Annotated in this window: 17 protein-coding genes; 2 read left to right on the top strand and 15 right to left on the bottom strand. The window is 72.3% G+C overall.

The window, feature by feature from the left end; all coding sequences use genetic code 11:
• Window positions 1-32: 32 nt before the first annotated feature.
• The 4 genes from IE239_RS08150 to aroH all read right to left on the bottom strand — a co-directional run bounded on the left by IE239_RS08150 (window position 33) and on the right by aroH (window position 3,034).
• Window positions 33-728 carry a lysophospholipid acyltransferase family protein gene (locus IE239_RS08150; protein WP_190148597.1) on the bottom strand — a complete coding sequence of 232 codons (696 nt, stop codon included), beginning with the start codon at window positions 726-728 and terminating at the stop codon, window positions 33-35.
• Window positions 686-1,372 (bottom strand): (d)CMP kinase, encoded by a 687-nt coding sequence (gene cmk / locus IE239_RS08145; protein ID WP_190148596.1) that lies wholly within the window; start codon window positions 1,370-1,372, stop codon window positions 686-688. Before cmk ends, IE239_RS08150 begins: the two co-directional genes overlap by 43 nt.
• Before the next feature lie 217 nt (window positions 1,373-1,589).
• Entirely contained in the window at window positions 1,590-2,675 is a 1,086-nt protein-coding gene (locus IE239_RS08140; protein WP_190148595.1) for a prephenate dehydrogenase, read from the bottom strand.
• Window positions 2,672-3,034, bottom strand: a complete 363-nt coding sequence (aroH, locus tag IE239_RS08135) for a chorismate mutase (RefSeq protein ID WP_190148594.1) — start codon at window positions 3,032-3,034, stop codon at window positions 2,672-2,674. Before aroH ends, IE239_RS08140 begins: the two co-directional genes overlap by 4 nt.
• A 209-nt stretch (window positions 3,035-3,243) precedes the next feature.
• Between aroH and IE239_RS41910 the strand changes: the two genes are divergently transcribed.
• Window positions 3,244-3,576: a DUF6529 family protein gene (locus IE239_RS41910; RefSeq protein WP_373308071.1), complete on the top strand. Its 333-nt coding sequence runs from the start codon at window positions 3,244-3,246 to the stop codon at window positions 3,574-3,576.
• A 36-nt stretch (window positions 3,577-3,612) separates the two neighbouring features.
• Complete coding sequence (locus tag IE239_RS08130; RefSeq protein WP_190148593.1) at window positions 3,613-4,044, top strand: Rieske (2Fe-2S) protein; 432 nt, start codon at window positions 3,613-3,615, stop codon at window positions 4,042-4,044.
• Window positions 4,045-4,064: 20 nt separating this feature from the next.
• Here the strand turns inward: IE239_RS08130 and IE239_RS08125 are convergent, their stop codons facing one another.
• The 11 genes from IE239_RS08125 to pyrG form a co-directional block, all read right to left on the bottom strand.
• Complete coding sequence (locus IE239_RS08125; RefSeq protein WP_190148592.1) at window positions 4,065-5,087, bottom strand: ADP-ribosylglycohydrolase family protein; 1,023 nt, start codon at window positions 5,085-5,087, stop codon at window positions 4,065-4,067.
• Window positions 5,084-5,818 (bottom strand): NUDIX hydrolase, encoded by a 735-nt coding sequence (locus tag IE239_RS08120; protein ID WP_190148853.1) that lies wholly within the window; start codon window positions 5,816-5,818, stop codon window positions 5,084-5,086. Before IE239_RS08120 ends, IE239_RS08125 begins: the two co-directional genes overlap by 4 nt.
• 96 nt (window positions 5,819-5,914) lie before the next feature.
• The gene (locus tag IE239_RS08115) at window positions 5,915-7,036 is read right to left on the bottom strand and encodes a pseudouridine synthase (RefSeq protein WP_190148591.1); all 1,122 of its coding nucleotides are present in this window, start codon (window positions 7,034-7,036) and stop codon (window positions 5,915-5,917) included.
• The gene (gene scpB, locus IE239_RS08110; protein WP_229877961.1) at window positions 7,036-7,605 is read right to left on the bottom strand and encodes an SMC-Scp complex subunit ScpB; all 570 of its coding nucleotides are present in this window, start codon (window positions 7,603-7,605) and stop codon (window positions 7,036-7,038) included. Before scpB ends, IE239_RS08115 begins: the two co-directional genes overlap by 1 nt.
• A gap of 53 nt (window positions 7,606-7,658) precedes the next feature.
• A complete protein-coding gene (locus IE239_RS08105; RefSeq protein WP_190148589.1) occupies window positions 7,659-8,825 on the bottom strand; it encodes a segregation and condensation protein A in 1,167 nt (388 codons plus the stop codon).
• An 18-nt stretch (window positions 8,826-8,843) separates the two neighbouring features.
• Window positions 8,844-9,404: a hypothetical protein gene (locus tag IE239_RS08100; protein WP_190148588.1), complete on the bottom strand. Its 561-nt coding sequence runs from the start codon at window positions 9,402-9,404 to the stop codon at window positions 8,844-8,846.
• Window positions 9,389-10,525: a ParA family protein gene (locus IE239_RS08095; RefSeq protein WP_190148587.1), complete on the bottom strand. Its 1,137-nt coding sequence runs from the start codon at window positions 10,523-10,525 to the stop codon at window positions 9,389-9,391. The genes IE239_RS08100 and IE239_RS08095 overlap by 16 nt, the downstream gene beginning before the upstream one ends.
• 420 nt (window positions 10,526-10,945) lie before the next feature.
• Window positions 10,946-12,070 (bottom strand): alanine dehydrogenase, encoded by a 1,125-nt coding sequence (ald, locus tag IE239_RS08090; RefSeq protein WP_190148586.1) that lies wholly within the window; start codon window positions 12,068-12,070, stop codon window positions 10,946-10,948.
• Window positions 12,071-12,205: 135 nt separating this feature from the next.
• A complete protein-coding gene (locus IE239_RS08085) occupies window positions 12,206-14,272 on the bottom strand; it encodes a tetratricopeptide repeat protein (RefSeq protein WP_190148585.1) in 2,067 nt (688 codons plus the stop codon).
• A gap of 380 nt (window positions 14,273-14,652) precedes the next feature.
• Window positions 14,653-15,279 carry an NUDIX domain-containing protein gene (locus IE239_RS08080; RefSeq protein WP_190148584.1) on the bottom strand — a complete coding sequence of 209 codons (627 nt, stop codon included), beginning with the start codon at window positions 15,277-15,279 and terminating at the stop codon, window positions 14,653-14,655.
• Window positions 15,280-15,371: 92 nt separating this feature from the next.
• Window positions 15,372-17,036 carry a CTP synthase gene (gene pyrG / locus IE239_RS08075; RefSeq protein ID WP_190148583.1) on the bottom strand — a complete coding sequence of 555 codons (1,665 nt, stop codon included), beginning with the start codon at window positions 17,034-17,036 and terminating at the stop codon, window positions 15,372-15,374.
• Window positions 17,037-17,098: the final 62 nt, after the last annotated feature.

Below are 17,098 nucleotides of genomic sequence, written 5' to 3'. Positions count from 1 at the left end.
GGTTGATCCACTACTCGGTTGTTCAGTGTCGCTCAGCGTCCCGTCAGGCGCCTGGCGTTTTCCAGGTGCGCGGCGAGCTGCTTCTGAATGCGTTCGGTGGCCTCGTCCAGGGCCTTGCGGGTGCGCCGTCCGCTGCCGTCGCCCGCCTCGAACGCGTCTCCGAAGACGACGTCGACGCGGGAGCGCAGCGGGGGCAGTGCCTTTATCAACCGTCCTCGGCGCTCCGTGCTTCCCAGCACGGCGACGGGCACGATCGGCGCCCCGCCGCGCACGGCGAAGTAGGCGAGCCCGGCGCGCAGGGCGGCGAAGTCGCCGTCGCCCCGGGTGCCCTCCGGGAAGATGCCGAGGACGCCGCCGTTGTCCAGCACACCCAGCGCGCGGGTGATGGCCGTGCGGTCGGTGGTGTCCCGGTCGACCTTGAGCTGGCCGATGCCGGTCAGGAAGGGGTCCAGCGGGCCGATGAACGCTTCCTTCTTGATCAGGAAGTGCGTCGGCCGGGGCGCCACGCCCATCACCATCGGGCCGTCGATGTTGTGCGCGTGGTTGATCGCGAAGATCAGCGGGCCGCTCACCGGCACCTTCCAGGCGCCGAGCACGCGCGGCCTGAACAGCCCGTACATCAGGCCGACGCCGATGCGCCGCCCGACCTCGGCACCCCGCTCCGAGGGCACGGTCGTCGTCGAGGTCACCGCGCGGCCCGCTTCTCCTCGACGAGGGTGACGACGCACTCGATGACCTGGGTCAGCGTCAGGGCGGTGGTGTCCACCTCGACGGCGTCGTCCGCCTTGGCGAGCGGGGAGGTCTTGCGGGAGGAGTCCGCGGCGTCGCGCTTGATCAGGGCCTCACGGGTGCTGTTCACGTCCGCGCCCTTCAGCTCGCCGCTGCGGCGGGCGGCGCGGGCCTCAGGGGAGGCCGTGAGGAAGATCTTCAGGTCGGCGTCGGGCAGCACGGTCGTGCCGATGTCCCGCCCCTCGACGACGATGCCCTGGTCCGCGGCAGCGGCCAGCGAGCGCTGCAGCTCGGTGATCCGGGCCCGCACCTCGGGCACCGCGCTCACCGCGCTGACCTTGGAGGTGACCTCCTGGGTGCGGATCGGTCCGGCCACGTCGACGCCGTCGACCGTGATGGTCGGGTGGGCCGGGTCGGTGCCGGAGACGATCTCGGGCTTGTCGGTGACGGCCGCGATCGCGGAGGGGTCCTCGATGTCGATCCCGTTGTTCACCATCCACCAGGTGATCGCCCGGTACTGGGCGCCGGTGTCCAGGTAGCTCAGGCCGAGGCGGCCGGCCACGGCCTTGGACGTGCTCGACTTGCCGGTGCCGGACGGACCGTCGATGGCGACGATCACGGGCTGGGCGGCGCCGTTTTCCACGGAGGGACACCTTCCTGGTGCGAGGCGGTGGAGGTACGGGGCGCGACTGTGCCCCGTACCAGGTTACCGGCCGCTCGTCACTCGTCCGGCCGCACGGGGGACGCCCGGCCGGCCTCGGCCCCCCGCAGGCCCCGGCAGAGGCCCTCCGGCGCCTCCCGCTTCGGGTTTCCCCACGGCCGGAACGGGCCCCGAGGCGGCGGCCCGCGGCGTCTCGCGCCTACTGACGGATCGCCCAGCCCCGTTCCCGCAACGCCGCCGAGAGGACCGGCGCCGACTTCGGCTCGACCATCAGCTGCACCAGGCCCGCCTGCTGCCCCGTCGCATGCTCGATGCGGACGTCCTCGACGTTGACGCCCGCCTGCCCGGCGTCGGCGAAGATGCGGGCCAGCTGCCCCGGCTGGTCGTCGATCAGCACCGCGACGACCTCGTAGACGCGCGGAGCCGCTCCGTGCTTGCCGGGGACGCGGACCTGGCCCGCGTTGCCGCGGCGCAGGACGTCCTCGACGCCGCCGGCGCCCTCGCGCCGCTTCGCATCGTCGGAGGACTGCAGGGCGCGCAGGGCCTGGACGGTCTCCTCCAGGTCGGCGGCGACGTCGGTGAGCAGGTCGGCGACCGGTCCGGGGTTCGCGGAGAGGATGTCGATCCACATCCGGGGGTCGGAGGCGGCGATCCGGGTGACGTCCCGGATGCCCTGTCCGCACAACCGCACGGCGGCCTCGTCGGCGTGCTCCAGACGCGCCGCGACCATGCTGGAGACCAGGTGGGGCATGTGGGAGACGAGCGCCACGGCGCGGTCGTGGGCGTCGGCGTCCATCACCACCGGGACGGCACGGCAGTGCGAGACCAGTTCCAGTGCGAGGTTCAGCACCTCGGTGTCGGTGTCCCGGGTCGGCGTCAGCACCCAGGGGCGGCCCTCGAAGAGGTCGCCGGTCGCCGCCAGCGGCCCCGACTTCTCGCGGCCCGACATGGGGTGCGTGCCGATGTACGCCGACAGGTCGAGGCCGAGCGCCTCCAGCTCCCGCCGAGGGCCGCCCTTGACGCTGGCCACGTCGAGGTACCCGCGGGCCACCCCCCGGCGCATCGCGTCCGCGAGCACGGCGGCGACATGGGCGGGCGGGGCGGCCACGATCGCGAGGTCGACCGGGCCCTCGGGCTCCTCGTCGGAGCCTGCGCCCAGCGCGGCCGCCGTGCGGGCCTGCTCGCGGTCGTGGTCGGCGAGGTGCACGGCGACGCCCCGCTGGGCCAGGGCCAGGGCGGCGGAGGTGCCGATCAGCCCGGTTCCGATGACCAGCGCGCTCCTCACTGGGCGATGTCCTTGCGCAGGGCGGCCGCGGCGCCGAGGTAGACATGGCTGATGTCGGCGCGCGGGCGGTCGGACTCCACATGGGCGAGGATGCGCACGACCCGCGGCATGGCGCCCGCGATGTCCAGCTCCTGGGCGCAGATCAGGGGCACGTCGACGATGCCGAGCTTGCGGGCCGCGGCCGCCGGGAAGTCGCTGTGCAGGTCGGGCGTGGCCGTGAACCAGATGCTGATCAGGTCGTCGGCGCTGAGCGAGTTGCGCTCCAGGACGGCGGTGAGCAGAGCGCCCACCTGCTCGTCCATGTGGCCGGCCTCGTCCCGCTCGAGTTGGACGGCTCCCCGGACCGCTCGTACCGCCACGGCGCTGCTCCTCGCTGAAGTGTGCTGACGCAGGTGCTCGGCTACGGCACTTGCCGCATCCAGCCTAGTCAGCCCGCGCCGGTCCGGTGCGCGCCGCCCGCGTGCCGAGACGGCGGCGCCCCCGGACGTCCTTCACGACGGGTGCGGCCCGCGCCGGGGCCGGCGTCGGCCGCGATGCTCTTCGCCCGGTCCGGCTCGTCTCGGCGCTGATGCGGTACGGGAAGCTGCCCGCCCCCGCGTGGTCCGCCGCGCCGCACCGCCGGCCGGGCCGGGCCGCCTTTCCGATGGCGGCCCCGGTTGCGGTGCACCGCCCGCACGCGCTTGGGTGGCAGACGTACGGAACACGAGTGATGGGGCACCCCCGTCCTTGCCTGCTTCTCCCGGGGCTTGCTTCTTCCGGGGCTCGCTCCCGGGGCTTGCTTCTTCTCGGGTGCGTTCAGTGCCAAGATGCTGCTGCCCGGCCGGGAGCGACGCCCGGGACGGCTGCTGCCTCGCGTAGGCGGACCCTCTTCGCCGTTCTGACGGTGGTCCGGCTCGCCTGACGCCCTCTGGTTCTTCCGCACGTTCGGAGTGACGACATGACCCTCCCCCCGGCACGACGCACGACACGACGCACGGTTCTTTTGGCGACGGGCGGCGCGGCAGCGGCGCTCACCGCGGCCTGCGGCAAGTACGGCGACAGCGGCTCGTCCTCGTCCGACAGGTCCTCGAACGCCGGCGCCGGCCAGGAGCTGGCGAAGACGGCCGACATCCCCGTCGGCGGCGGCAGGATCTTCGCCGACCGGAAGGTTGTCGTCACCCAGCCGGCGAAGGGCGACTTCAAGGCGTTCTCCGCGATCTGCACGCACCTGGGCTGCACGGTCGGCAGTGTCGCCGACGGCATCATCCACTGCCCCTGTCACGGGAGCGAGTTCCGCATCACGGACGGCTCGGTGGCCGGCGGCCCGGCGCCCAGGCCGCTCCCCGCCGAGAAGATCACGGTCGAGCGCGGCTCGATCAGCCTGGCCTGAGCGCCCGCCGGGTCACCGGCTCACTGGTCCCACAGGGCCCCGAGCGTCACCAGTTCGCCCTGGTACTCGATCCGGTCCGCCCATTCCGACGGCCAGGCGTCGGCTCCGGCGTACGCGCCCGCGAACGCGCCCGCCAGACAGGCGATGGAGTCGGAGTCCCCGGACGAGCAGGCGGCCCGGCGCAGCACGGTCAGCGGCTCGTCGGGGAAGAGCAGGAAGCACAGCAGGCCGGCGGCCAGGGCCTCCTCGGCGATCCACCCCTGCCCGGCCGCGAGACAGGGGTCCGTCTCGGGCGACGGGTGGCGCAGCGTCTCCTGGAGACGTCCCAGCACGGCCAGGCACTCGTCCCAGCCGCGCGCGATGAAGTGCTCCGCACTGGGGTCCTGGCTGCGGGTCCACAGATCGCCGAGCCAGCGCTCGTGGTAGCGGGAGCGGTTGTCGAGGGCGTACGAGCGCAGCAGCCCGACCAGGGCGGCCGGGTCGGCCCCCTGGACGAGGAGGCGTACGGCGTGGGCGGTGAGGTCGGAGGCGGCGAGCGCGGTGGGGTGTCCGTGGGTGAGGGCGGACTGGAGCTGGGCCGCCCCGGCCCGCTGCTCGTCGCTGAGGCCGGGGACGAGACCGATCGGCGCGACGCGCATATTGGCGCCGCAGCCCTTGGAGCCGATCTGGGCGGCGTCCTGCCACAGGCGCCGCTCGTCCTCGAGGAGGTCGCAGGCGGTCATGCAGGTGCGGCCCGGCGCCCGGTTGTTGTCCGGCGACCGGTACCAGTCCACGAACTCCTCCCGCAGCGGCCGCAGCAGCGACGTCGGCACGAGGAGCCCGCGGTCCATGGCGGTCCGCAGGGCGCGCCCCAGCGCGAGGGTCATCTGGGTGTCGTCGGAGACGAAGGCGCGCTCGGGCAGGTCCATCTCCCGCCAGGGCCCGCACTTGGCGAGGATCGAGGGGACGTCGTTGAACTCGGTGGGGAACCCGAGCGCGTCCCCGAGCGCGAGGCCCAGCAGGGACCCGGTGGCGCGCTTTCTGACGGTGGTCGTGGTGGTCATGCGGATCGTCCTTCCCGGGGCGGTCGCAGCAGGGGCGGGTGGAGTGCGGTGGCGGGGCCCGCGCGGTAGAGGGCGGCGGGCTTGCCCCGGCCGCCGGTCAGGCGCGCGCCACCGGGCACGGGCTCGACGAAGCCGGGGGTGGCGAGCACCTTGCGGCGGAAGTTGGGCCGGTCGAGGCCGGTCCCCCACACGGTCTCGTAGACCTGCTGGAGCTCGCCGAGGGTGAACTCGGGCGGGCAGAAGGCGGTCGCGAGGCAGGTGCGCTCGAGGTCGGCGCCGATCCGGTCGTGGGCGTCGGCCAGGATCCGGTCATGGTCGAAGGCGAGCGGCCCGACGTCCTCGTACGGCTGCCAGCGCGCCTGGAGGGCGTCGCCGCCGCCGGTGGGCTCGGGGGCGTGGGGCAGCAGGGCGGCGAAGGCGACGGAGACGACCCGCATCCGGGGGTCGCGGCCGGGCTCGCTGTAGGTGCGCAGCTGCTCCAGGTGGAGTCCGGAGACGTCCTTCAGGCCGGTCTCCTCGGCCAGTTCGCGCCGGGCGGCGGTCTCCGCGGACTCGTCCGGCAGCACGAAGCCGCCGGGCAGCGCCCAGCGGCCGGCATAGGGCTCCTGGCCGCGCTCGACGAGCAGGACGTGCAGGGCGCCCGCGCGGAGCGTGAGGACGGCGAGGTCGACGGTGACGGCGAAGGGCTCGTAGGCGTACTTGTCATAGGCGTGCCGGTCGTGGCCCCGCATGACAGCCACCCCCTTTTTATAGTCATCACGACTATAAAAAGGGGGTGGCCGCGCGCACAAGCCCTGGGAGGCTCAGAAGTGGAGCCTCAGGAGTTCCTAGAGGTCGACTTCCTTCATCAGCATGCCGACCTCGGTGTTGGACAGCCGGCGCAGCCAGCCCGACTTCTGGTCGCCCAGGGTGATCGGCCCGAAGGCGACGCGCACCAGCTTGTCGACCGGGAAGCCGGCCTCGGCCAGCATCCGGCGCACGATGTGCTTGCGGCCCTCGTGCAGGGTCACCTCGACCAGGTAGTTCTTGCCGGTCTGCTCGACGACGCGGAAGTGGTCCGCCTTCGCGTAGCCGTCCTCCAGCTGGATGCCGTCCTTGAGCTTCTTGCCCAGGTCGCGCGGGATCGGGCCGACGATGTGCGCGAGGTAGACCTTCTTCACGCCGTACTTGGGGTGGGTCAGCCGGTGGGCGAGCTCGCCGTGGTTGGTGAGCAGGATGACGCCCTCGGTCTCGGTGTCGAGCCGGCCCACGTGGAACAGCCGCGTCTCACGGTTGGTGACGTAGTCGCCGAGACACTGACGGCCCTCGTTGTCCTCCATCGTGGAGACGACGCCGGCCGGCTTGTTCAGCGAGAAGAACTGGTACGACTGTGTCGCGACGGTCAGGCCGTCGACCTTGACCTCGTCCTTCTCCGGGTCGACCCGCTTGCCCTGCTCCAGGACGATCTCGCCGTTGACCTCGACGCGCGCCTGCTCGATCAGCTCCTCGCAGGCCCGCCGGGAGCCGTAGCCCGCGCGCGCGAGGATCTTCTGCAGCCGCTCGCCCTCCTGCTCGGCGCCCGGGAAGGTCTTGGGCAGCTTGACGTCCTTCTTGCCCGCGTAGCGCTCGCGGTTGCGCTCCTCCGCCCTCGCCTCGTACTCCCGGGAGGTCGCCGGGACGGAACGGCCGCGCCCGGTGCCCTGACCCTGCTTGGGGCCGCCCTTGGCGCCGCCGCGCGCGGACGCGCCCCGACCGGACTTCGGACCCTCGTGGGTGCCGCCGGGGCCGACGTCGTAGCGCCGCTCCTCGGGGCGGGGGTTCTTCGGCCGCCCGCCCTGCTTGTCGTCGCGGGCGTTCCCGGCGCCGCGGTGGTTACCGCGGCCGCCGCTGCTCCCGCCGCGGCCGCCGCTGTTGCCACCACGGCTCCCGCCGTTGTTTCCGCTGCTGTTCCTGCCGCTGCTGCTTCGCATCAAAGTTCCGTCTTGTCGTCTGCGTCCTCGGAATCCGGAGCGTCCGGATCGAACGACGGCACGCCCTCCTGGGTCTCGGCCTCGATCGCCGCCGCCTCCGGAAGGAAGGGCGCGAGCTCCGGGAGCTCGTCCAGACCGCGCAGGCCCATCCGCTCCAGAAAGTAGTTCGTCGTCACGTACAGGATCGCACCTGTTTCGGGTTCCGCGCCCGCCTCCTCCACCAGACCGCGCTGGAGCAGGGTGCGCATCACACCGTCGCAGTTCACCCCGCGCACCGCGGAGACCCTGCTGCGGCTGACCGGCTGGCGGTAGGCGACGACCGCGAGGGTCTCCAGCGCCGCCTGGGTGAGCCGGGTCTGCTGGCCGTCCAGGACGAAGCCCTCGACGGCCGCCGCGTACTCGGGGCGGGTGTAGAACCGCCAGCCGCCCGCGACGAGCCTGAGCTCGAAGCCGCGCCCCTGCACGGTGTACTCGTCGGCCAGCTCGCGCAGCGCGTCGGCGACCTGCCGCCGGGGCCGCTGGAGGATCTTCGCGAGATGCTCCTCGGTCGCGGGCTCGTCGACGACCATCAGGACGGCCTCCAGGGCCGGCTTCAGATCCAGCGCGGCTACGGTCTCCTCGCTCACTTCCGCGTCTCCTTCCCGGGCTCCTCCGGCGGCCGGTCGAACTCGTCGGTGACCGTCGGCTGCGCGTTCCCGTCCCCGCCGGTCCAGCGCACCAGCAGCTCGCCCAGCGCGGTCTCCTGGTCCAGGGCGACGGCCTTCTCGCGGTAGAGCTCCAGCAGCGCGAGGAAACGGGCCACCACGGTGAGGGTGTCGTCGGTGTCCTCGACCAGCGACCGGAAGCTGGCCTCGCCGAGCTCCCGCAGCCGGGCGACGACGATCCCGGCCTGCTCCTGCACGCTCACCAGCGGTGCGTGGATGTGGTCGACGTACACCTGCGGCTTGGCCCTGGGCTGCATCGCCTTGACCGCGAGCTTCGCGAACCCTTCCGCGCCGATGCTGATGACCACCTCGGGCAGCAGCGCGGCGTGGTGCGGTTCGAGGCCGACGGTACGGGGGTAGCGGCGGCCCTCGCTCTCCAGCCGGTGCGCGAGGATGTCGGCGATCTGCTTGTAGGCCCGGTACTGGAGCAGGCGGGCGAAGAGCAGGTCGCGGGCCTCGAGCAGCGCGAGGTCGGCCTCGTCCTCGACCTCGGCGGCGGGCAGCAGCCGGGCCGCCTTCAGATCGAGGAGCGTGGCGGCCACGACGAGGAACTCGGTCGTCTGGTCGAGGTCCCAGTCGGGGCCCATGGCCCGGATGTGGGCCATGAACTCGTCGGTGACCTTCGACAGCGCGACCTCGGTGACGTCCAGCTTGTGCTTGGAGATCAGCTGGAGGAGCAGGTCGAAGGGCCCCTCGAAGTTCGCGAGCCTGACCTTGAAGACTCCGTCGGGCGCGTCCTGCGGCACGGGACCGGACTCCGGGACAGCCGCCTTCGCGGCTTCCCCGCCGGCGACCGTGTCCGCGGCCGCTCCGACGGCCCCCGACGCCACCGCATCCGTGCCCGCCGCTTCCGGTCCCGTGGCGCCCCGATCCGCTGCCCCGGCATCCCGGGCATCCCCGCCCGGGGCTTTGGGCCCCGCCGCGGCCGGCTCACGGGCCTTCGGCCCCGGCCCGCCCGGGGGCGCCGGTGCGGGCGCCTCGGGCGTCGGTCCGCGCGACGGCCCCGATCCCGGTCCGCGCCCCAGCGCACGCCTGCGACCGGCTGAGCCGCCGGAGACAGGTGGGGAGGCGTCGTTCGAGGTCATCGCCCTCGCAGGCTACCGCTACCGCCCGCGAAGTCGTCGGACGAGGATGCTGGCGTCCCCGCGGCTCTCCAGGTCGGCGAGGACCACGGCGACCGCCTCGCGGACGATGCGCCCCCGGTCCACGGCCAGTCCGTGCTCGCCGCGGAGCACCAGACGGGCGTGCTCCAGGTCCATGAGCTCCTCGGCGGAGACATAAACGGTGATCTTCTCGTCGTGACGCTCGCGCCCGCTGGGCCGGCGAGCCGCCGCCCGCCCGCGCTTGCGCGACTGGCCGTCGTCCGGAGCGCCCGTGGCAGAACCTTCCTGCGCACCCTGACGCTCCCCCGGGCCGCCCCTGGTGCGGGACTCCCCGGCGTCGGCCGCCGCGTGCTCGGCGCCCCCGCCGTCGCCGCCCTGCGCGGGCACGGCCTGCGGCGCGTGCTCCGCGCCGGCGGCCGCCGCCCCGTCGCTCTCGCCGGCCGGCGCCGGCACCCGGGCCTCGCCGCCTGCGGGACGCCGGGGCGCGGACGGCTGAAGCGCCGTTCCCCCTGTCGTACGGAAGAGTTCGTCGGCCCCCGGCAGACTCACTCGGCGTGACACCGGGCGAGCACCTCCCTGGCGAGCTGACGGTAGGCGGCGGCGCCGACGGAGTTGGAGGCGTACGTGGTGATCGGCTCACCGGCGACCGTGGTCTCCGGGAAGCGGACCGTGCGCCCGATGACCGTGTGGTAGACGTGGTCGTCGAAGGCCTCGACGACCCGCGCGAGCACCTCACGGCTGTGCACGGTGCGCGAGTCGTACATGGTCGCCAGGATCCCGTCGAGCTCCAGCTCCGGGTTGAGCCGCTCCTGGACCTTCTCGATCGTCTCGGTCAGCAGCGCGACACCGCGCAGCGCGAAGAACTCGCACTCGAGCGGCACTATCACCTTGTGGGCGGCCGTGAGGGCGTTGACGGTGAGCAGGCCGAGCGAGGGCTGACAGTCGATGACGATGTAGTCGTAGTCGTCCATCAGCGGCTTGAGCGCACGCTGGAGCGTGGACTCGCGCGCGACCTCGGAGACCAGCTGGACCTCGGCGGCCGACAGGTCGATGTTGCTGGGCAGCAGGTCCATGTTGGGGACCGCCGTCTTGAGGAGCACCTCGTCCGCCGCCATGCCCCGCTCCATGAGCAGGTTGTAGACGGTGAGGTCGAGCTCCATCGGGTTGACGCCGAGACCGACCGACAGCGCGCCCTGCGGGTCGAAGTCCACGAGCAGTACCCGCCGGCCGTACTCCGCGAGCGCGGCACCCAGGTTGATGGTCGACGTCGTCTTGCCCACGCCGCCCTTCTGGTTGCACATCGCGATGATCTTCGCGGGGCCGTGCTCGGTCAGCGGGCCCGGGATCGGGAAGTACGGCAGCGGGCGTCCGGTCGGACCGACGCGCTCACGGCGCTGTCGGGCCGCGTCGGGCGCGAGCGTGGCCGCGTATTCCGGGTCCGGCTCGTACTCGGCATCGGGATCGTAGAAGTGCCCGTCGGGCAGTTCGTCGTAGTCGGCGAAGTGGTTGTGGGGCGCGCCACTTCCGTCGCCGGCCATGGCGTTCACGTGATGGCCATCCATGCTCTGGTGTGCTGACAGAGCCATACGGGGGCTGCGCTGGCTCTGGTGGGCTGCGAAGGTTCGGACAGCGACGGAGCCGACAGCCTCGAGCCCCGCGGAATCCGGGTCCCGCGTAGGCATTCCTGGTTGACCACCCCCGGGAGCAAATGTCGACTCATTCACAAGTCGTCTTACCTCCTTGGTGACCAGGAAACTTCTAGACAAGGTCAGCGTGGCACCATGCCGACGGTTGGCGACTCTATGGCGTGTCGGGCGTCCGCAGCAACACAATCCGCCGTACCCGGCCCGATGTGTCGGCAATGAAACATCCCTCTGTCAAGGGCGTACGGCCGTCGCACGGCAGGTCCCACCGGTGCGCGAATCGGTCGAAGAGTTACGTTCGAGGCGAGTTGACCGAGAGCCGCAAAGTGACCATACACACATCCGGCCGGACCTTGTCGGCAAGGTCCGGCCGGGTGGACGCGGTTGACGCGCCTTGTTGACGTATCGCCTTTACGGAAGGGCGACTTGGCCTCCCGGTGACCCCGGGAGCCGCCCCGCTCAGCCGAGCAGGGAGTCGAGCTCCACGTGCTCCAGGCCGTGCGCCTCGGCGACCTCGCGGTAAACGACCTTGCCGTCATGGGTGTTGAGGCCCTTGGCCAGCGCCGGGTCGCGGCGCAGCGCCTCCACCCAGCCCTTGTCGGCCAGTTCGACGATGTAGGGCAGCGTGGCGTTGGTGAGCGCGTAGGTGGAGGTGTTGGGGACCGCGCCGGGCATGTTGGCGACGCAGTAGAACACCGAGTTGTGGACCGGGAAGGTCGGTTCGGCGTGCGTGGTCGGACGGGAGTCCTCGAAGCAGCCGCCCTGGTCGATCGCGATGTCGACAAGGACACTTCCGGGCTTCATCCGGGACACCAGCTCGTTGGTCACCAGCTTCGGGGCCTTGGCGCCCGGGATGAGGACGGCGCCGATGACGAGGTCAGCCTCCAGGCAGGCCTTCTCCAGCTCGAAGGCGTTGGAGACGACCGTCTGGATCTTCGTGCCGAAGATCTTGTCGGCTTCCTTGAGCTTGTTGATGTCCTTGTCGAGCAGCGTCACGTGGAAGCCCATGCCGATCGCGATCTGCGCCGCGTTCCAGCCGGAGACGCCTCCGCCGATGACGACCGCCTTGGCGGCCAGCACGCCCGGGACCCCGCCCGGAAGCACACCGCGGCCGCCGTTGGCGCGCATCAGGTGGTAGGCGCCGACCTGGGGGGCCAGCCGGCCCGCGACCTCGGACATCGGGGCGAGCAGCGGCAGCGCCCGGCTGGGCAGCTCGACGGTCTCGTAGGCGATGGCGGTGGTGCCGGACTCGACCAGGGCGTCCGTGCACTCCTTGGACGCGGCCAGGTGCAGGTAGGTGAAGAGCGTCTGGTCCTTGCGGAGGCGGTGGTACTCCTCGGCGATGGGCTCCTTGACCTTCAGCAGAAGGTCGGCCGTGGCCCACACCTCGTCGGCGGTCTCCAGAATCTGCGCGCCGGCGGCCACGTACTCCTCGTCCGTGATGGACGAGCCGACGCCGGCGGCTCGCTCGACGACGACCTGGTGGCCGTGGCGCACGAGCTCGTGCACACCGGCGGGGGTGATGGCCACCCGGAACTCGTTGTTCTTGACCTCGCGGGGGATGCCGACCTTCACGTCGATCACGGTCCTTGGCTCAGAGGGTGTGGGGGTACAGCGAAGACATTCCCGAAGTACAGGGCACACCGGGACGCACCGCAGGAGAACGTGCGGCAGAGCCAGTCTAATGAAGGTGTTCCCGCTGTCTAGCCTTTCATTGCATCAACCTTCAGCGGATGTACTACGGATTTCGCAGGTGTTAGCGGCGTGTTCCGGCTGTGCGGGCCCCGTATCGCCGTCCGCGGGCTCCTCTTCCAGGATGCGCTCGGCCGCTCTCCGGTGCAGGCGGGCCGCCGCCGGGTCGCCCAAGCGCTCCAGGGTGTCGGCCAGCCGCAGCTGCACCGCGGCCTGCAGCCGGGTGTCCTCGGCACGGGTCGCCCACTCCACCGCCTCCTGGCAGGTGCGCAGCGAGTCCTCGGGGCGGCCCGCGTACTCCTGGACGCGGGCCAGCTCGCTCAACGCCCGTGCGTGCGCGGCCACATCGCCGTTCTTGCGGTGCCCCGCGGCGGCGGCCCGCCAGGCCCGCTGGGCCTCGCCGTAGCGCCCCGCGTAGGTGTGCGCGGTGGCGATGCGGCCGTACAGCCGCGCGGCGTCCGCGCGCTCGTCGCGGGCCAGGCGCTGGGCGAGGGCCCGGCCGAACCAGTCGGCCGCCCGCTCGTAGTCCCCGAGCTCCAGGTGCGCGCCGCCTACGGATTCCATCGCGCGGCCGATCGCGTACGGGTCGTTCGCCTCGCGTCCGGCGTCCAGTGCGGCCCGGTAGCGCACCAGGGCCTCCGCCGTGCGTCCCGTCCTGGCGTCGACGTCGGCCAGGTTCAGCAGGGCCGCCGCCTTCTCCCGGGGCAGTCCCCGGCGCTCGGCCACGTCCAGGACGAGCTGGTGCACGCCGTACAGGTCGGGGGCGGCCGCCCGGGTGCCGACGTGCGCGACCATCGCCCGCACCAGCTGGGACATCAGCCGGCGGGCCAGCGTGTCCAGCTCCCCGTCCGCGACCGCGAGGCGGGCCGAGGCCAGCAGGGCGGGCCGGCGCACGCTCAGCCAGTCGGCGGCCGCGCGCGGGGTGGGGAAGCGCAGTCCCCGGGGCATGCCCTGGAGCTTCTCGCGGGCCTGGGGGCTGTCGGTCTCGGTGATGGCCCGGCAGGACTGCAGCAGCCGCACCGTGCGCTCCAGCATCCGGGCGCGGGCCAGCTGGAGGTCGGCCGGGCGGTCGTGGGCCTCGGCGGCGGCGCGCAACAGGGGGTGGAGACAGCCGGGGATCTCGTACTGGGGCAGCGGGGAGTCCACGACCCGCAGCAGCCCGAGGGCGGTGAGGTCGTCCAGGGCGGTGCGGGCGGCGTCCACCGAGCAGCCTGCCAGCGCGGAGGCGGTGTGCGGGTCGGCGAGGCCGGCCGGGGCGAGGCACAGCAGTCGCAGGACCCGGGCGGCGGAGGCGGGCAGCGCGGCGTGCACCAGCCCGAACACCCGGCTGAGCGGTGAGCCCTCGTCGCTCTCCGCGTTCAGCTGCCTGCCGAGGTCGGCGACGGCGGCCTGGGGGCGGGCGGCGAGCCAGCCGCCGGCCAGCGTCAGGGCGGCGGGCTCGCCCTGACATGCCTCCACGAGCCCCTCGGCGGAGCGCGGGTCGACGGTGATGCGGACGGAACCGGTGTACCGGGTCAGCAGTTCGAGGGCGGACTTGGTGTCCAGGCCGCCCAGGGTGCAGGGGCGGACGTCCGCGATGCCGGTGAGGGGCCCGGAGGAGACTGCGACGAGCAGGCACTGCGGGGCGTCGGGAAGCAGCGCGTCGACCTGTTCGGCCCCGGCCGCGTCGTCGAGCAGGAGCAGCGCCCGCCGCTGTGCGAGGGCCTCGCGCAGGAGGGCCGCCAGCTCGTCCTCGTCGGCGCCGGCGGGGGCCGGCACGTCCAGCGCGGCGAGCAGATCACGGGCCGCGCGCTCGACCGGCACGGGCGTGCCGTCGGGTTCGGCGAGCCGGGCGCGCAGCACGCCGTCCGGGTAGCGGCCGGCGACCTGACGGACGAGCTCCTCGGCGAGCGCGGTCCGCCCGGATCCGGGCCGGCCGGCGATCAGGAGCACGCGTGCGCGAGGAGCCTTCCGGCCGGAGATGGTGTCGAGCCCCGCACGCTCGATGTCGGCGCGCAGTTCCTTCAACTCCCGGGTGCGGCCCAGGAAATGGCCCTCTGTCGCAGCGTGTCCGGACAGCTGCACGCCGCCTGTGTCCACTGCCTGATCCGTCACGGGCCACACTCCCGTCCCACCGCACGCGCAACCCGCCGGGACTCCGGATCGGGTGATTCCAGAGCCTAGTTCACGCTCTGCGACGTGCCGGGAGGAGCAGGGCGGCGCGCGGCCGGGACTCCCCCGATCGGATCAGCCGATCGTCACACCGCGAGCTGTGCGGAGGGGCCGCGGAGCGCGGTCGGCGCGGTCGGCGGCAGGTGCGCGCAACGGGAGGCGCCGTGCGGGTGGCGGGTGAGTCCCGGCCTGTGAGGGGGTGACGCGGGACGGGGGCGGATTCAGGCCTGTGCGCGGGGACCGGTGACGGGCGTCAGGCCTGTGCGCGGGGACCGGTGACGGGCGGATTCAGGCCTGCGACGGGCGACGGGCTGCCGGCGGTTTCAGGCCTCGAACGGACGGGCCGGCCAGGGGGCCTCCGCCGGACGCAGCGCGTCGACGCCTTCCCCGGCGCGGGCGGCCGCCAGCGACAGCACGCCGACCACGAGACAGTTGTTGTGCACGTCGCCCGCCAGGACCGCCCGGACCAGGTCGGCGACCGGCACGCGCGCGTGCTCCATGTCGGCTTCCTCGTCCTCCACCGCGAAGCGCTGCCCGTCCGCCTCCGACAGTCCCCGGGCCAGGAAGACCCGCACGGACTCGTCACAGCCGCCCGGCGTCGTGTACACGTCGGTGAGAACCCTCCAGTCCTCGGCCTTGACGTGCGCCTCCTCGTACAGCTCGCGCCGGGCCGCGTGCAGCGGGTTCTCGCCGGGCACGTCGAGCAGGCCGGCCGGGATCTCCCACAGCTTGTGCCGCACGGGATGACGGTACTGCTTGATCAGCAGCACGCGGTCCTCGTCGTCGATGGCCAGCACCGCCACGGAGCCGGGGTGGACCTGGTAGTCCCGCCGGACCACCGATCCGTCGGGCATGACCACCTCGTCGGTGCGCACCGACGTCTTGTTGCCCACGAAGGGGGTCTGGGTGGCCCGGATCTCCCACGCCTGGGGAGTGTCCTTGATCGTCATGCCATGCGTCCTTCCACCGTGCCACCTGCGCAAAAGAAAACCGGGGTGCACCCCTTGAAGGTTTGCACCCCGGCCACCGTACAACCGGTGTGTCACTTCGCGATCTGTCCCCCGGCGACCTTCCGCTCGACCGCCGCCTTCACCAGGCCGGCGAACAGCGGGTGCGGACGCGTGGGCCGCGACCGCAGCTCGGGGTGGGCCTGCGTGGCCACCAGGTAGGGGTGGACGTCGCGCGGGTACTCGACGTACTCGACGAGCTTGCCGTCCGGCGAGGTGCCCGAGAACAGGATGCCCGCCTTCTTCTCGAGCTCGGCGCGGTAGGCGTTGTTCACCTCGTAGCGGTGCCGGTGCCGCTCCTCGACGTACTCCTTGCCGTCGTACACCTCACGGACGATGGAGCCCTCGGCCAGCTTCGCCGGGTACATGCCCAGGCGCATCGTGCCGCCCATGTCGCCCTCTCCGGCCACGATGTCGAGCTGCTCGGCCATCGTGGAGATGACCGGGTGCGCGGTGGCCGGGTCGAACTCGGTGGAGTTGGCGTCGCCGATGCCGGCGAGGTTGCGCGCGGCCTCGATCACGATGCACTGCAGGCCCAGGCACAGGCCCAGCAGCGGGATCCTGTTCTCCCGGGCGTAGCGGATCGCGCCGACCTTGCCGAGCACGCCGCGGTCGCCGAAGCCGCCCGGGATGCAGATCCCGTCGACGTCGTCGAGCTGGGCCTTGGCGCCCGCCGGGGTCTTGCAGTCGTCCGAGGTGACCCACTTGATCTTCACGCGGGCCTTGTTGGCGAAGCCGCCGGCGCGGAGCGCCTCGGTGACCGAGAGATAGGCGTCGGGCAGGTCGATGTACTTGCCGACCAGCGCGAGGGTGATCTCGTGGTCGGGGTTGTGGACGCGGTCGAGCAGGTCGTCCCACGTCGTCCAGTCCACGTCGCGGAACGGCAGGTCCAGCTTGCGGACGACATAGGCGTCCAGCCCCTCGCGGTGCACGGTCTTCGGGATGTCGTAGATCGAGCGGGCGTCGGGGCAGGCCACCACGGCGTCCTCGTCGACGTCGCACATCAGCGAGATCTTGCGCTTGATCGCGGTCGGCACCTCGCGGTCGCAGCGCAGCACGATCGCGTCCGGCTGGATGCCGATGTTGCGAAGCGCCGCGACGGAGTGCTGGGTCGGCTTCGTCTTCAGCTCGCCCGAGGGGCCGATGTACGGCAGGAGCGAGATGTGCACCACGAACACGTTGTCCCGGCCGACCTCGTGCCGGACCTGGCGGACCGTCTCGAGGAACGGCAGCGACTCGATGTCGCCGACGGTGCCGCCGACCTCGGTGATCACGACGTCGACCTCGTCCGTCGCCATGCGGCGGATGCGGTGCTTGATCTCGTTGGTGATGTGCGGGATGACCTGGACGGTGTCGCCGAGGTACTCGCCGCGCCGCTCCTTGGCGATCACCGTGTTGTAGACCTGGCCGGTCGTGACGTTGGCGGAGCCGTCGAGGTCACGGTCGAGGAAGCGCTCGTAGTGGCCGATGTCCAGGTCGGTCTCGGCGCCGTCGTTGGTGACGAACACCTCACCGTGCTGGAAGGGGTTCATCGTGCCCGGGTCGACGTTCAGGTACGGGTCGAGCTTCTGCATCACGACGCGCAGTCCCCGCGCCTTGAGCAGCATGCCGAGGCTGGAGGCCGTCAACCCCTTGCCGAGCGAGGAGGCCACACCCCCGGTGACGAAGATGTGCTTGGTCGTCGTGGATTTGGGCGTCATGGCCAAGAGGGGGCTCCCGTGGTCGCGATTCGGAGGTGCGGTTCGGGGGCTTCGAGACCACC

Source organism: Streptomyces humidus (assembly GCF_014649655.1).
GTDB lineage: Bacteria > Actinomycetota > Actinomycetes > Streptomycetales > Streptomycetaceae > Streptomyces > Streptomyces humidus.
This window is presented reverse-complemented; position numbering and strand designations above follow the sequence as displayed.